Origin of the sequence: Streptomyces sp. NPDC021115 (assembly GCF_044333065.1) — a bacterium.
In the GTDB taxonomy this organism is placed as follows: domain Bacteria; phylum Actinomycetota; class Actinomycetes; order Streptomycetales; family Streptomycetaceae; genus Streptomyces.
Genome location: NZ_JBIRQF010000022.1, coordinates 19,193 through 32,411, shown reverse-complemented (window position 1 = coordinate 32,411; position 13,219 = coordinate 19,193). Strand labels below are relative to the sequence as shown.

At 70.5% G+C, this 13,219-nt stretch carries 17 protein-coding genes and 1 tRNA gene; 11 read left to right on the top strand and 7 right to left on the bottom strand.

Going from position 1 to position 13,219, the window contains the following annotated elements; all coding sequences use genetic code 11:
• The first annotated feature begins 8 nt into the window (after positions 1 to 8).
• Both ACH4TL_RS39175 and ACH4TL_RS39170 read left to right on the top strand, forming a co-directional pair.
• Entirely contained in the window at positions 9 to 461 is a 453-nt protein-coding gene (locus ACH4TL_RS39175; protein ID WP_398328435.1) for a hypothetical protein, read from the top strand.
• On the top strand, positions 458 to 1,207 hold the full coding sequence (locus tag ACH4TL_RS39170; RefSeq protein ID WP_398328438.1) for a hypothetical protein: 750 nt from the start codon (positions 458 to 460) through the stop codon (positions 1,205 to 1,207). Before ACH4TL_RS39175 ends, ACH4TL_RS39170 begins: the two co-directional genes overlap by 4 nt.
• Positions 1,208 to 1,347: 140 nt before the next feature.
• On the opposite strand, the gene ACH4TL_RS39165 is transcribed toward ACH4TL_RS39170, so the two are convergent.
• Complete coding sequence (locus ACH4TL_RS39165; protein WP_398328441.1) at positions 1,348 to 1,659, bottom strand: hypothetical protein; 312 nt, start codon at positions 1,657 to 1,659, stop codon at positions 1,348 to 1,350.
• A gap of 322 nt (positions 1,660 to 1,981) precedes the next feature.
• On the opposite strand from ACH4TL_RS39165, the gene ACH4TL_RS39160 reads away from it, so the two are divergent.
• Both ACH4TL_RS39160 and ACH4TL_RS39155 read left to right on the top strand, forming a co-directional pair.
• Entirely contained in the window at positions 1,982 to 2,575 is a 594-nt protein-coding gene (locus tag ACH4TL_RS39160; protein WP_398328444.1) for a choice-of-anchor C family protein, read from the top strand.
• A gap of 123 nt (positions 2,576 to 2,698) precedes the next feature.
• On the top strand, positions 2,699 to 3,259 hold the full coding sequence (locus ACH4TL_RS39155) for a GNAT family N-acetyltransferase (protein ID WP_398328554.1): 561 nt from the start codon (positions 2,699 to 2,701) through the stop codon (positions 3,257 to 3,259).
• Between the two features lie 30 nt (positions 3,260 to 3,289).
• On the opposite strand, the gene ACH4TL_RS39150 is transcribed toward ACH4TL_RS39155, so the two are convergent.
• Together ACH4TL_RS39150 and ACH4TL_RS39145 are read right to left on the bottom strand one after the other, a co-directional pair.
• Positions 3,290 to 3,565, bottom strand: a complete 276-nt coding sequence (locus ACH4TL_RS39150; RefSeq protein ID WP_398328447.1) for a DUF6191 domain-containing protein — start codon at positions 3,563 to 3,565, stop codon at positions 3,290 to 3,292.
• A gap of 85 nt (positions 3,566 to 3,650) precedes the next feature.
• A tRNA-Lys gene (locus ACH4TL_RS39145) sits at positions 3,651 to 3,724 on the bottom strand.
• A 165-nt stretch (positions 3,725 to 3,889) separates the two neighbouring features.
• Here ACH4TL_RS39145 and ACH4TL_RS39140 point away from each other — a divergent pair.
• Complete coding sequence (locus tag ACH4TL_RS39140) at positions 3,890 to 4,483, top strand: lytic polysaccharide monooxygenase (RefSeq protein WP_398328450.1); 594 nt, start codon at positions 3,890 to 3,892, stop codon at positions 4,481 to 4,483.
• Between the two features lie 57 nt (positions 4,484 to 4,540).
• Here ACH4TL_RS39140 and ACH4TL_RS39135 read toward each other — a convergent pair whose 3' ends face one another.
• On the bottom strand, positions 4,541 to 4,765 hold the full coding sequence (locus tag ACH4TL_RS39135; protein ID WP_398328453.1) for a DUF397 domain-containing protein: 225 nt from the start codon (positions 4,763 to 4,765) through the stop codon (positions 4,541 to 4,543).
• Between the two features lie 17 nt (positions 4,766 to 4,782).
• Entirely contained in the window at positions 4,783 to 5,667 is an 885-nt protein-coding gene (locus ACH4TL_RS39130; protein ID WP_398328456.1) for a helix-turn-helix domain-containing protein, read from the bottom strand.
• 157 nt (positions 5,668 to 5,824) lie between these two features.
• On the opposite strand from ACH4TL_RS39130, the gene ACH4TL_RS39125 reads away from it, so the two are divergent.
• From ACH4TL_RS39125 to ACH4TL_RS39100, 6 genes are all read left to right on the top strand, one after another.
• On the top strand, positions 5,825 to 6,226 hold the full coding sequence (locus tag ACH4TL_RS39125) for an ATP-binding protein (RefSeq protein ID WP_398328459.1): 402 nt from the start codon (positions 5,825 to 5,827) through the stop codon (positions 6,224 to 6,226).
• Positions 6,227 to 6,296: 70 nt separating this feature from the next.
• Positions 6,297 to 6,698 (top strand): hypothetical protein, encoded by a 402-nt coding sequence (locus ACH4TL_RS39120; protein WP_398328462.1) that lies wholly within the window; start codon positions 6,297 to 6,299, stop codon positions 6,696 to 6,698.
• A gap of 397 nt (positions 6,699 to 7,095) precedes the next feature.
• Positions 7,096 to 7,896 carry a response regulator transcription factor gene (locus ACH4TL_RS39115; RefSeq protein ID WP_398328557.1) on the top strand — a complete coding sequence of 267 codons (801 nt, stop codon included), beginning with the start codon at positions 7,096 to 7,098 and terminating at the stop codon, positions 7,894 to 7,896.
• An 88-nt stretch (positions 7,897 to 7,984) separates the two neighbouring features.
• Positions 7,985 to 8,881 (top strand): DNA-binding response regulator, encoded by an 897-nt coding sequence (locus tag ACH4TL_RS39110; RefSeq protein WP_398328465.1) that lies wholly within the window; start codon positions 7,985 to 7,987, stop codon positions 8,879 to 8,881.
• A gap of 464 nt (positions 8,882 to 9,345) precedes the next feature.
• A complete protein-coding gene (locus ACH4TL_RS39105; protein ID WP_398328560.1) occupies positions 9,346 to 9,909 on the top strand; it encodes an ABC transporter permease in 564 nt (187 codons plus the stop codon).
• A gap of 43 nt (positions 9,910 to 9,952) precedes the next feature.
• Positions 9,953 to 11,005, top strand: coding sequence for an ABC transporter substrate-binding protein (locus ACH4TL_RS39100; protein ID WP_398328468.1), 1,053 nt, complete (start codon positions 9,953 to 9,955; stop codon positions 11,003 to 11,005).
• Here the strand turns inward: ACH4TL_RS39100 and ACH4TL_RS39095 are convergent.
• Positions 11,002 to 12,267 (bottom strand): MFS transporter, encoded by a 1,266-nt coding sequence (locus ACH4TL_RS39095; RefSeq protein WP_398425442.1) that lies wholly within the window; start codon positions 12,265 to 12,267, stop codon positions 11,002 to 11,004. The two genes, ACH4TL_RS39100 and ACH4TL_RS39095, sit on opposite strands and share 4 nt — an antisense overlap.
• Complete coding sequence (locus tag ACH4TL_RS39090) at positions 12,264 to 13,040, bottom strand: LLM class F420-dependent oxidoreductase (protein WP_398328474.1); 777 nt, start codon at positions 13,038 to 13,040, stop codon at positions 12,264 to 12,266. The genes ACH4TL_RS39095 and ACH4TL_RS39090 overlap by 4 nt, the downstream gene beginning before the upstream one ends.
• Between the last annotated feature and the right edge of the window lie 179 nt (positions 13,041 to 13,219).

Genomic DNA, 13,219 nt, shown 5'->3' with positions numbered 1-13,219 from the left:
GCCGCCTGGTGTCAGGGACCGAACCCTACGCAGGCCACGACCCCATTGCCGTGCTCCTGCTATCCCTGGTCGGCGTCACCGCCACCTTGTGGCTTGCCGTACGCGGGATCAGGTTATTGGCAGGTGTCCGTACTCCCATGTCGATGGGGGCGAGGATCAAAGCTCTCGCGACTATGGCGTGGGCCGCAGCGGTCGGCATGTACACATGGGGAGTCTTGCACCTGTTCTTCCTCGACGAAACGGGCCAGTCTCAGGCATGCAACGCGGCCATCGGAACGGAACGCCTCACCGGGTACGCCCCGTCGTTCATCCCGCTGCGGTTCGGATGCCGTACGAGTGAGGGCCACACCGTTGAAGCGGTCATTCCCTCATACATCAACGCGGCCGCAGCTCTGCTGGGAGTGTGCGCTGTCACGCTCACCGTGTTTGCGATTGCCCAGCTCAAGGAGGAGAAGAAGTGACGGCCCCCATTTCGCGGCGCACTGCTCTGCGGCGCGCTGCCTTCATAGCCGCAGGTACAGCCGCCGGAACCCAACTGCTCGCCACACCCGGGTACGCGGCGAGCGGGACCCCTGACCCGAGTTCGGCGCGCAAGGCGCTGGAGAGGGCCAGGAAGCGCAATGAACGTGTCCTGACCGGCACCTTGTCGAAGAACGGGTGGGAGAAGGAGAAGCTGGCGGATGACCGCGGCCACATATACACCCGGCCTGTCCCCGGCACCCCGGTCGACATCCAAGTGCGCATGGGTGACGTGGAAACCGTTCTCGTCCACGTGATCCGCCGCTTTCACTACGAGATCGACGAACTCCGCCGCGGCGACGTCATCGGCTGGAAGTCTCCTAACGCTGTGCGTAAGAGCCTGCCGGAGTCGAACCAGGCGTCTGGAACCGCGGTGCAGATCCGTCCTGGCCACTATCCGGCCGGCACCCGTGGCGGCTTTTTCCTGAATCAGCAGCTTGTGATTCGGGATATTCTCGCCCAACTCGGGGGCGTCGTCAGATGGGGTGGAGACGACCGTAGACCGGACGAGTCGCTGTTCTACATCGATGTGCCTCCGGGGAGCGAGCGCCTGGTCGAGACGGCGGACATGATCCGGGGGTGGACGAAGACCCCGGGCGAGGGCGCCGGAGCACCGGTGGATGTCCGGGACCCCCAACGGCGCCGAGCGGCCGCAACCCTCGAACGTCGACAGAAGACCGAAGCCTGATCAGCGCGGCTGGGGCCGCTCAGCGGCTGATCAGCCGCATGAAGTGAAGGCAGCTTTCGATGAAGTCGCGGGCGGCGGCGGGGTCCGGGCTTCGCTGAGCTGTTCGCGCCAGAGCAGTGGGGGTGGCTCGATCGCGGGCGTCATCGGGGCCCCTCCACGAGGGAGGGGCGTGACCGGCGGAAGGCCGCGGTGTTGCCGTGACCGGGGGACAGGAGGCTGGTACAGCGGCGGTGGGTCGGCGGTGGCCACCTCTTCCGCCTGATTCCGCAATTCCCCTGCCTGCGTACGTCCAGCACCTGGTGCGCGCTGGGCGGCTGGGCGAGCACGGTGCACCGGGCGGACGGCAGGCCCCACACCGCGGGGTCGGTCAACACCTCGCGCAGACCGTCCGGCCTGCCCGCGACGGCGGGCAGGCCGGGCAGCGTGCTGTACGTGTGCGCGCCGATCAGCATGGCTTCCGAACGGGCCGGGTCGGGAAGGACGGTCTCCGCCCCAGCTTCTGGGGATCCGCTCGACCGTCTCGGGCGACGCCTCGTGAACGGTGACCGACTCGCCGTCGCGTTCGAGCCGTATGAGCGGTGGGCTGGGCCGGGAGCCCCAGCCGCCCGGGGTGTGAGGGGCGGGCGGGCTAACTGGGCGGCGCACCACGGGAGTTCGGGCCGTTGGGCGCCACCGTGCGCCGGTGGCTCGGTCTTGGTCTGGGTCGGGGGATGCGGGAGATTCGTCCGGGCGGTCAATTCAGACGCTCGCGCATCTTTCATTCTGGAGGGGAACATGTCACCCATTCGCACCTTCGCTGCCGCGGTCCTCGTCGCCGGTGTTCTCGCGGGAGCCGGTACGGGCGCCGCGCTGGCCGCGCCCGCGGCCAGCCATTTCGACGACGGCAGCTTCGAGACGCCCCGGGTGGCGGCCAACACGTTCGTGAACATCGGGACCGGAGGGACCATCGGGCCGTGGAAGGTGGCCGCCGGGAACGTCGACCACATCGGGGGCGGGTTCTGGCAGGCGGCCGAGGGGGACCAGTCCGTCGACCTCAACGGGGGCGCCGCGGGCACGGTGAGCCAGAACTTCACCACGGTGCCGGGCAAGCGGTACACGGTGACGTACTCCCTCGCCGCCAACCCGGCCGGTGGTCCGGCCGTGAAGACCGGAAAGGTCCTGGTCGACGGCCAGAACTTCCAGGACTTCAGCTTCGACAGCACTGGCAAGACCATGACGAACATGGGCTACGTGACCCGCGAGGTGTCCTTCCGGGCCACCGGCGCCACCACGACCCTGGCGTTCGCCAGCACCATGTCCGGCGCCTACGGTCCGGTCATCGACGACGTCTCCGTCCGCGCCTGCGACCCGTGCCCCTCCTGCGGCTGATCGCGGCGGCCTGAACCGACCGCGTACGAACCGCCCCGGCGCCCTCGCGCGCCGGGGCGGTTCGTGCTGCTTCGTGAGAAGATCCGTCGCGTCGTGGGGCGGGACCAGCCGTGGAGGCGGATGATGTACGCGATATCCCTGGGGGACGACGGTGCCGAGCTGCGCCCGCTCGATCCGTGGCAGGCCGAGGAGTTCCTGGCCCATATGGAGCGGGGACGGGAGTTCATCGGGCAGTACATCGGGCTGGCGGACGCCGTCACGGACCTGGAGTCGAGCCGGGCGTACCTCCAGTCGTACGCGCAGAAGGCCGCCACGGACACCGGCCGCATCCACGGCATCTGGGTGGACGGCAAGCTGGTCGGCGGTGTGCTCTTCCGCACGATGGACGTCGCGCAGGGCACCGCCGAGGCGGGCTGCTGGCTGGAGCCGTCGGCGGTGGGCCGGGGCCTGGTGACCAGGGCCGCGCGCCTGATCATCGACTGGGCGGTTGAGGAGCGCGGCATCCACCGCGTGGAGTGGCTGGTCGCGGCCGCGAACGAGCCCAGCAAGGCCGTGGCCCGCCGGCTCGGGATGACGAGGGACGGCGTGCTGCGGGAGAGCTTCCTGTACCGGGGGCAGCGGATCGACAGGGAGGTCTGGTCGGTGCTCGCTCCGGAGTGGCGCGCGGTCCGGCGGACGTCCTAGCCAGGGCTTCCTTCATCAGGGCTTGGCTCGTCAGGGTTTCCGTGGGCGCGGCCGCACCACCGCCGTGCCCGAGTCCAGGTCCACGGTGCTGCCGGGCGGGGCACCGGAGTCCGGGTCGTCCCGCAGGGCGAGTCGGCGTTCCTTCTGCTCCTGGACGTGCCGCCGCGAGGGGTGGAACACCTCGGCCAACGCCTCCGCGTTCGCGGCGCCGCTCCCGCCCCCGCCGTACCTGCGCCGGTGCCAGGTGACCCAGGTGAACAGCGCGATCCAGAGAACAACGGTGACGATGCCCACCGTCATCAGCATGTGCTCTCGCCTCCAGGAGTCCGGAAACGCGACTGGGGTTTCCCGGTCGTACCGGAAAACCCCAGGTCAGCGGCGTAAAGCCAGGTGCGCCGCCAGGGACTCGAACCCCGGACCCGCTGATTAAGAGTCAGCTGCTCTAACCAACTGAGCTAGCGGCGCCTGCTGACAGCGGAATCCTACCGGACCTCGTGGGGTGGTCCGGACCAGGCGTCGAGGCGTCCTTGTTATTGGTATGGACATGACCAATCGTCCTGGCTACGCTCCACTTGGTCTAGACCGCATCGCACGGCTCGTAGAAGCACCCCACGTCTTCAGGAGCGAAGCATGCGCAAGAAGATCCGCGCCGCCGCGGTCGGCATCGGGCTCGCGGCGGTCACCGTTCTCGCGACCGGCGGCAGCGCCACCGGTCACGGCTACACCGACTCACCGCTCAGCAGGCAGAAGCTGTGCGCCAACGGGACCGTCGCCAACTGCGGCGACATCCAGTACGAGCCGCAGAGCGTGGAAGGGCCCAAGGGGTTCCCCTCGGGCGGGCCCGCGGACGGGACGATCTGTGCGGGCGGCAACAGCCGGTTCGCGCAGCTCGACGATCCGCGCGGCGGGAGCTGGCCCGCGACCAAGCTGACCGCCGGGAAGAGCTACACCTTCAACTGGCGCTTCACGGCCTCGCACGCGACCACGGACTTCAAGTACTACATCACCAAGAATGGCTGGAACCCGAGCTCCAAGGTGACCCGGTCGAGTCTCCAGTCGTCGCCCTTCCTGACCGTGCCGTACAACGGGCAGCGGCCGCCGTCCACGCTCTCCCACTCGGGGACGATCCCCAGCGGGATGACCGGACGGCACGTCATCCTCGCCGTCTGGACCATCGCCGACACCGGGAACGCGTTCTACGCGTGCTCGGATGTGCAGTTCTGACAGCGAAAAGCCGCCCGGCCGTTCGTGGCCGGGCGGCGTCCGTCGGGTTACGTCACATCAGGCGTCGAACGTGCCCGCCTTCGCACCCCGCAGGAAGGCGGCGAGCGTCGAGGGGGCCGTGGTGAGGACCACGCCGGGGGCGTCGCTCTCCCGGATCAGGAGCCGTCCGCCGCTGGCGGCGATCTCCACGCACTGGCCCTCGCCCACGGAGTACGAGGACTTGCGCCAGCGCGGACGGTGCTGGTTCCCGGCGAACGGTGCAGAGGTACATGAGGTGTTCATGTGTGGGGCCCTCTTTCTCATACGAGATCTGCGATGAGGCCCTTCGACGCATCCGGAGACAGTGCGCTGTCGGCGATGCGGCCGAAGGCGTCGACGAAAACGTTGACGTCGTCGACTCCTTCGACGTACGTGGGCCCGCGCAGGTTCTCCTGGGAGACGAGATCCGGCATCGGACCAGGGAAGCCCACAAGTGTGAACGCGCCCGCGTCTCCGGGGTTGGGCGCGGCGTCGATCGGCATCACCTGGAGTGTCACCGTCGGCCACTCCGCGACGTCCAGGAGCCGCCGCAGCTGCTCGGTCATGATGGCCGGGCGGTCGGCGAACCGGCGGCGCAGCGCCGTCTCGTGGATGACGGCCCACAGCTTCAGCGGGGCGTCCTGGCGGGTGAGCACGGCCTGGCGGGCGAGCCGCACCTCGGCGAGGGCGTTGACCTCGGCCGCGCTGCGGGCCCTGGCGTTCGCGGCGATCGTCTCGCGCGCGTACTCGGAGGTCTGGAGCAGTCCGGGGACGACCAGCGGGGCGTAGTCGCGGACGGAGTCGGCGTCCGACTCCAGCGATATGTAGTCGGCGTAGGCCGGGGCGACGACTCCGCGGTACGTCTGCCACCAGCCCCGCTTGCCCGCGCCCTTGGCGAGCCCCTCCAGCGCGGCCCGGACCTCGCAGTCGGTGACCTCGTACGCCCGCAGCAGGACCTCCACCTCCGTGGTGCGGATGGTCGCGTTGGCGTTCTCGATGCGCGAGAGCTTGGGCGCGGTCCAGTGGCGGGCGCCGGGGGAGCCGTTCGCGGTGGCGTTGAGCGCCTCGGCGGCCGCGTCCAGTGTCATCCCCGCTTCGGTGCGCAGCCTCCGCAGAGTTGAGCCCAGACGCCTGCGCCGCACGGTGGGCACTGGCTGGTAGGACATGGCGTCAGTCTGACCTATCGCCATCCGGGGTCACCAGGCGGCATATGCCAGTCTTGAGCTAAAGGGTCGAAACATTGCGAGTGACACCGTCGATGAGCCAGGATCGCTCTTGCGACACGGCGTCAGTGCGCTGCGCTTTGGAGGGGCCTCGGACCATATGGCAGACAACATCCCGCAGCGGTACGAGTTCCGCCTCCGCGTCCACCCGCAGAAACTCGCCGAGGTGCGTCGCGCCGTCGGCGCCCGGCTGCGTCTGTGGGGACGCGAGGATCTGATCACGCCGGCGGCGATGTGCGTCACCGAACTGCTGTCCAACGTCCACAAGCACGCGGCCTCGCCCGAGTGCCTACTGCTGCTCGAAAACCGTCCGTACGGGATATGCGCCGCCGTCCGCGACTCCGAGACATCACTGCCCGTGGTCAAGGAGCCGGACTTCCTCTCGGAGTGCGGGCGCGGAATGTTCCTGCTCAGCAAGACCGCCCATGAATGGGGTACGGATCTCCACGACGGCGGCAAGACGGTCTGGTTCACGCTGCGTGCCGAAGCGGTGGATGGGTGACCACTCGCGCCGGTAACCTTGCGCACACGGAGAGTTGAGGGCACGCCAGGGGGGGGGGGGGGGGGAGCCCATGGATCCGGTGACGACGGGTGCGCTGGTCACGGCGGTCAACGCGGCGGTATCAGGTGCCGGGGGCGAGGCGGGGCGACGGGCCATGGAATCGCTCGGCGCGCTGGCCCGCCGGGTATGGCGGCGCGGCGACGCGGAGCCGGTGGGCGAGCCCGAGCCGGTCGCCATTCCGTACGGCGACGAGGAGCGGCTGCGCCAGCTGGCCGATCTGCTGGTCGAGCGGTCGCGGCAGGACCCGGAGTTCGGGCGCGATCTGGCCGCCTGGCTAAGGGAGTTCGGTGGGCCCGCCGAGGGCGGGGCCGGGTCGGCCGGGTCGGTGCACAACTCCGTCTCCGGGACCATCTCGGGCCCGGTCGTCCAGGGCCGCGACTTCCGCGGGGGGATCCATTTCGGGCCGCGGTGACCACGCCGCGCAACGCCGTGCCCCGTCCCGGGGGGCGGTGGCAGCAACCGGACAGGGCTCCTTTCGCTTCGTGGCGGAGTGTCTCCGGATCGCGACTGATCGTGTCCGGATGGCGATCGCATGAGCTGACGGTTAGTAACTTGCTGACAACGAGCACCGCTTGATGGGCGGTCGAGCGCCGGATCGCGCTCTGACGCGCCGCACTTGGTCTATTCTTTACCTCACGCCCCGCGTTGACGCCGTCGCTGTGCGCGAATTACTGTCATCAGTGATTTCGCACCATGCCGCCTCCGCGTATTGAGCATGCTGAGGCACGGAAATTCCAAGAACCAGGCCGGTATTCGCAAACCTAGGTAACTGTCGCCCTCCAGGGGAAGTCATGGTTGGTCTTGTGACGATGTCCGAGCCTTCTCCTGAGCATGAGGCGGACTCCTCGGCCCCCGCCATGACCGGTGACTACGTCGAGCGCGCCCTGCTGGCCGCCCGCGATCTGATCGAATCCACCGTCACCCGGCACCGGCGGGAGCTGGCCCAGGACTCCTGGGCGGGGAAGGCTCTCGGGCAGGTGCCGCTCGCCGAGGTCGTCGACACGCTCGTGGACGGGGCCGAACGGACCGTGAGCGTCGTCCTGTCGGGCGGCGAGGAACAGTCGGAGGTCGTCTGCGCGGCGCTCGCCCGGCCGGCCCGGGGCGGCCGCGGCCGCCGCGCGGTGCGGCTGCTGTGCCTGCCGCGGGCGCTGGGCGCGGCCCGGGTGCGGGCGCTGGCGCGCACCGACCCGCGCTGCGAAGTCCGCGTATGCGACGGGGAGTTACCGGAGGCGCTGTTCATCGACGGCCAGATCGTCTACGTACGGAACGAACCGCCGGACCCGGCGCGGGACGGCGGGCGGCAGGCGTCGCTCGTCGAGGATCCCGCCGCGGTGCAGGCCCTGGAGCTGATGTTCGCGGGGACCTGGGGGAACGCCGTGGCGCTGGAGGACTATCCGCGGCTGGGCGGGCGGCTGTGCCCGGCGGACGCGCGGCGCATCCTGGAATGCCTGCGCACGGGTCACACCGATGAGGTGGCGGCGCGCGCCATGCAGGTGTCGCTGCGGACCTACCGCCGCTATGTCGCGGAGATCATGCGGGAGCTGGGCGCGGGGTCCCGCTTCCAGGCGGGGGCACGGGCGGTGGAGCTGGGACTGCTGCCGGACCACTGACCCGCCCGTTCGCCCCCGGCGCGGGGTGCGAAGCGCGCGGCCCATGGCACTCGAGACCTTGACCACGTCGCGAGGCAGGAATAACGACATGAAGGATCCCGGTGATCCGGGGGACGTTCTGGAGCGGACGTTACGGGAGGTGCGGGCCCTCATCGAGGCCACCGTCGTCGAACACCGGGCCCGCAGGACGAGAACGGGGCAGTTCACCCAGGTGGGGATGGCGGACGGGGCGTTCCTGGCCGCCGCCGAACAGGTGATCGCCAGGGCCCGGGCGCGGGTGGACGCCGTCTTCCCGGAGGCGCCCGGCCGGATGGCGGGTGCGCACGCGGCGCTCACGGCGATGCTGGGGCACGTGGACGACGGCGCGGTGCGGGTGCGGGTGCTGCGCGGCCGGGCCGGTCCCCCCGGGGGCTCGGGCGGTTCCGCCCTGGCGGGCCCCGCGCCCGTACCCACGCCCATCCCGGGCCCCACGCCCCCGCCCGGACCCATGCCCGAACCCACGCCCGCACCCACGACCGAGCCCGCACCCACGTCCGAGCCCGCGGCCGAACCCACGACCGAACCCGCGCCCGCAACCCGGCCCGCGCAGGTCCGCATCGCCCCGGTGCCCCTCCCCACGGCCCTGATCGCCGACGGCCGCACCGCACTGGTGTGTACGGATTCGGCCAACGGGCGGCACACCTCGGTCATCGAGGATCAGGTGGTGGTCGGCTCCCTCTACGGAATGTTCCGCTCCATCTGGGCGGGCGCCACCCCCGCCCCGCGTCCGCTCGACTTCGGCAACCGCGCCCGTACGGAGATGGTGCGACGGGTGCTGACGCGGCTGCGGGACGGGGTCACCGACGAGGCGGCCGCCCGCGATCTGGCGATTTCCGTGCGTACGTACCGCCGCTATGTCACCGGGATCCTGGAACTGCTGGACGCCAACTCGCGCTTCCAGGCCGGGGCGCGCGCCTCCGAGCTGGGGATTCTCGGGGAACGCTGAGGAGAAGGGGCGAAGTCGGGCGCCGGGAAATGGTTTCGTTTTCCCATCGACATTGTGAACCGGTGTGCGCTGGGGATAGGTTGCAACGCGGGCGTGCCGTGACCTGGCAACAGCCGGTAATACAAGGGGATTTGGGGATGGGCGAGGGGTACGGGAGCGGTACGGCGGCCACGACGGTCGCGCGCGGTGAGCCGGATGCGGTGACACCGGAGCGGGCGCCGCATTCACCCCGGCCGGGGCGGGTGCGAAAGGCCCGCGAGAACAGTGGCGAGCGCCGTACGGGGGGTATGTTCCGGGGAGTGCTTCCGCCGCTCGTATTCGGGCTGGCGCTGCTTCTCGTCTGGGATCTCGTCACCCGTACCGGAGCGGTGGCGGAGTTCTATCTTCCGGGGCCGGTCGACTTGGCCGCGCATTTCATCGATCAGATACTGCACGATTCCCTTGTCGACTACACCTGGGAAACCGTGCGAGAAGCGCTGGCCGGAAGCGGTATGGGAATCGGAGTGGCACTGCCGCTCGGCTATCTCATCGCCCGCAGCGACCTGGCGGCCGCCGCGCTCCAGCCGTACATCGCCGCTTCGCAGGCCGTGCCCGCGGTGGCGCTGGCCCCGCTGCTCGCGCTGTGGCTCGGCTACGGGCTGCTGCCGATCGCGGTGCTCTGCGCGCTCCTGGTCTTCTTCCCCATTCTCGTCAACACCGTGCTGGGGCTGCGCGCCCTGGACCCCGAGGTGCTGGGCGCCGCCCGGGTGGACGGCGTCGGGTGGTGGGGGATGCTCTGGTACATCGAGTTCCCGCTCGCCCTGCCCAGCATCCTCGCCGGGGTCCGCAACGGGCTCACGCTCTCCATCACCGGCGCGGTGGTCGGGGAGTTCGTCATGGGCGGCGAGGGCCTGGGGCAGCTGCTGGCCGTGCAGCGCCAGGCGGCCGACACCATCGGCCTGTTCTCCACCCTCGTCATGCTCGCCCTGCTCGCCGCCGGTCTGTACGGGGTGGTCCGGCTGGTCGAGCGGTTCGCGCAGCGTGACTGACCAACCCTGTTCGATCCACGAGTCGATTCGCGAGGAGAAGTACGTGCGTTCTGTGCAGACGACCATGAGGACCGTCCTCAGACAGCGGGTTCTGGGGGCGGCTCTCGTGTCGGTGGTGGCCGCGGCCACCCTGACCTCATGCGCCGAGGAGCCGAAGGACGCGGAGGGCAAGGGCGGCAAGAGCATCACCGTAGGGTTGACCTACACCCCGAACATCCAGTTCTCGCCCTTCTACGTGGCCGCCGAAAAGGGTTACTACAAGGACGCCGGGCTCAAGGTGACGTTACGTCACCACGGTGCTTCCGAAGACCTCTTCGGGGCGCTGACGTCGGGCAAGGAGGACGTCGTCTACGCGGGTGGCGACGAGATGCTTCAGGCGCGCGCCGCCAAGAATCTCCCCGTCGTGGACATCGCGACCTTCTACCAGAAATACCCCGTGGGCCTGATCGTGCCCAAGGACTCCGACATCAAGAAACCGGCCGATCTCAAGGGCCGTAAGATCGGGACCCCCGGCCCCTTCGGTGAGACCTATTTCGGTCTGCTCGCCCTTCTCAAGGAGGGCGGACTTTCCCCGAAGCAGGCCAAGATCCAGAACATTGGATTCACCCAGCAGGCGGCCCTGACCGGAAACAAGGTCGAGGGCGTGATGGGCTATCTGAACAACGACGCCATTTCCTTCGAGGAGGCGGGCAAGGAAGTCCGGTCGATTACGCTCGACGCGGGGGACAAGGGCGATCCGCTGGTCGGGGTCGGTCTGGGCGCCAAGAAGGACGTGCTGGAGAAGCGCGGCGACGACATGAAGAAGTTCGTCGCGGCGTCGCTGCGCGGGCTGCGCTACGCGATGGACAACCCCGACGACACCATCAAGCTCAGTGAGAAATACGTGCCGGGGCTGCGCGGCGAAAAGCAGCAGAAGAACGCGATGGCGGTCCTCAAGGCCACGCTGCCGATGATGAAGACGGACCAGGGCGAGGTCGGCGTCAACGACGCGCAGACCTGGGCCCGGATGGCCGACTTCATGTACGACCAGGGGCTGCTGGAGAAGAAGGTCACCCCTGAGGACGCGTACGACAACGGCTATCTGCCGAAGTCCTAGCCGGTCGTGGGAGGGACGGCCGCCGCGCGCCGGTGCAGCGCGGCGGCCACCGCGAACGCGGCCCCGGCACCGGCCGCGAGCGCGGTCCAGCCGCCCGTCGCCGAGGAGTGGGCCACCACGAACAGCCCGAGCGGCGGGCCGGTCGCCGTGCCCAGGTTCCAGGCCAGCGAGGCCAGCGCGCTCGCCCGCCCCACGGCCGCTTCGCCCGACCAGCGCAGCAGCAGCGGGTAGAAGGCCGACGAGTACGTCAGCTCGCCCGCCGCGAACACCACCGCGAAGGCCAGCAGCAGCCCGTGACGGAGGACCGGCGCCGCACCCTCCCCGGCCAGTGCCGCCCCCAGCCCGCAGCCGAACGCCACCACCCACAGCACCGGCCCGGCCGCCAGGCTCACCGTCTCCGGCAGCCGCTCCAGCCAGCGGGCCAGCAGCGGCTGGAGGGCGACCAGGGCGAAGGAGTTGGCCGCCACGACCGTGCTCACCCAGCCGAGCGTCACGGCCATGTCGTCGTGCATCAGCAGCGGGACCGTGGCCTCGATCTGGGTGAAGCCGACGATGGCGAAGAGGGCCTGGGCGAGGATCAGCAGCGCCATGGGGCGGGCGCGCAGCAGATCGCGGTAGGTGGCGTTCTCCGGGCTCTCGTTTACGGGGGTGGGCCGCCCGGTGCTCCGGGGACGTACGTACCAGATCGCCGCGGTGAGGGGCAGCGCGGCGAGGGCGTTGGCCAGGTACAGCCAGCGGAGCGTGCCGGTGGGGGTGTGCGCGCCCTGGAGCGCGAGCCCCGCGGCCACCGAGCCGATGCCGATGCCGACGTTGTTGACGATGTGCCGGACGGTGAACGCGGTGCGGCGGCCGCTCTCCGGCACGGCCGCGTCCACGACGCCCACGATCGACGCGTAGAACAGCCCGAAGCCGACGCCCACGCACGCCCCCGAGGCCAGCACCAGGGACGTGGTGTCGGCCGGGGCCAGCATCCCGTACCCGGCGGCGAGCGCCGCCCCGCCCAGCACCCCCACCCGGTGCGGCCCGTGCCGGTCGGCCAGCGGGCCGCCGACGAGGGCCGCGGCGAAGCTGGCCGCGGCCATAGCGACGAAGTACCCGCCCGCGGCCCGGGCGCCGAGGCCCAGCAGCTCGCTGACGTAGATCGCGGTGAACGGGAAGCACAGGCCGTTGCCCAGGGTGGACACCAGCAGGGCACCCATCAGCAGGGTGAAGCGGTGCCCCAGCGGCTGCTGCTTGCCGGTCACGGGGGGCACGGGGGTCACGGGGTGAGCGCGGCGCGCAGCGCGAGCAGCTTCTCGACCGCCCCCAGGTCGTACGGAGCGGGCAGCGACAGCACGAGGTGCACCGCCCCGGCCTCCGCGAACGCCTCGGCCAGCGGCAGCTGATCCGGATCGACCATGACCGTACGGGCCACCTGCCCCGGATCGCGGCCGACCCGCTCGCACCACGCGTCCAGGACGCCGTTCAGCTCCCGGAACTCGGCCACCGGGTCGGTGGCGGCCCAGCCGTACCAGTTCCACCAGTCCGCTTCGCGGGCCACCAGCTCCAGGGTGCGCCGCCGCCCGGCGCCCCCGATGAGCAGCGGAAGCGGGCCCGCGGGGCCCGGGTTGAGCGTGGCCAGCCGCTCCTTGACGGCCGCGACGGACGCGGCGAACGCGTCCATGCGCCCCGCCGGGCCGGGGAACGGTATGCCGTACGCGGTGTGCTCCGCCTCGAACCACCCCGCCCCCATCCCCAGCACCAGCCGCCCACCGCTGAGCTGGTCCACGGTGCGGGCCATGTCGGCGAGGACGTGCGGATTGCGGAAGGCGGTGCAGGTGACGAGCGGGCCGATGGTCGCGTGCCGGGTCTCGACCGCCATCGCGGCCAGCAGCGACCAGCACTCCAAGTGGGTGCCGCCCGGGTCGCCGGTGTGCGGGAGGAAGTGGTCCCACGTCCAGAGCGAGTCGACGCCGAGGGCGTCCGCCTGCCGCCAGGCGGCGCGGAGGTCCTGGATGCCGGTGTGCTGGGGGTGGAGCTGTACGCCGATGCGCAAGGGGGTTCCTCTCGGTGGTTGTTTGTTCCCCAGCCCCGCCCCTTCCCGAGCCATGGGCTCCGCCCCTGGACCCCGCCCCCGGCGGGAGCCCCCCGGCCCGCGGGGGGAGGCGGGCCCGCGCCCCGCGGGGGGAGGGGCCGCGCTTCCTGGCGGAGGGCCGCTGCCGGGCGGGGCGTCTT

Coding starts and splice junctions, on each gene's coding strand:
- ACH4TL_RS39165 (WP_398328441.1), bottom strand. CDS start 1,659: ATGCTGATCGGCGCGCACACGTACAGCACGCTGCCCGGCCTGCCCGCC.
- ACH4TL_RS39160 (WP_398328444.1), top strand. CDS start 1,982: ATGTCACCCATTCGCACCTTCGCTGCCGCGGTCCTCGTCGCCGGTGTT.
- ACH4TL_RS39155 (WP_398328554.1), top strand. CDS start 2,699: ATGTACGCGATATCCCTGGGGGACGACGGTGCCGAGCTGCGCCCGCTC.
- ACH4TL_RS39150 (WP_398328447.1), bottom strand. CDS start 3,565: ATGCTGATGACGGTGGGCATCGTCACCGTTGTTCTCTGGATCGCGCTG.
- ACH4TL_RS39140 (WP_398328450.1), top strand. CDS start 3,890: ATGCGCAAGAAGATCCGCGCCGCCGCGGTCGGCATCGGGCTCGCGGCG.
- ACH4TL_RS39135 (WP_398328453.1), bottom strand. CDS start 4,765: ATGAACACCTCATGTACCTCTGCACCGTTCGCCGGGAACCAGCACCGT.
- ACH4TL_RS39130 (WP_398328456.1), bottom strand. CDS start 5,667: ATGTCCTACCAGCCAGTGCCCACCGTGCGGCGCAGGCGTCTGGGCTCA.
- ACH4TL_RS39125 (WP_398328459.1), top strand. CDS start 5,825: ATGGCAGACAACATCCCGCAGCGGTACGAGTTCCGCCTCCGCGTCCAC.
- ACH4TL_RS39120 (WP_398328462.1), top strand. CDS start 6,297: ATGGATCCGGTGACGACGGGTGCGCTGGTCACGGCGGTCAACGCGGCG.
- ACH4TL_RS39115 (WP_398328557.1), top strand. CDS start 7,096: ATGTCCGAGCCTTCTCCTGAGCATGAGGCGGACTCCTCGGCCCCCGCC.
- ACH4TL_RS39110 (WP_398328465.1), top strand. CDS start 7,985: ATGAAGGATCCCGGTGATCCGGGGGACGTTCTGGAGCGGACGTTACGG.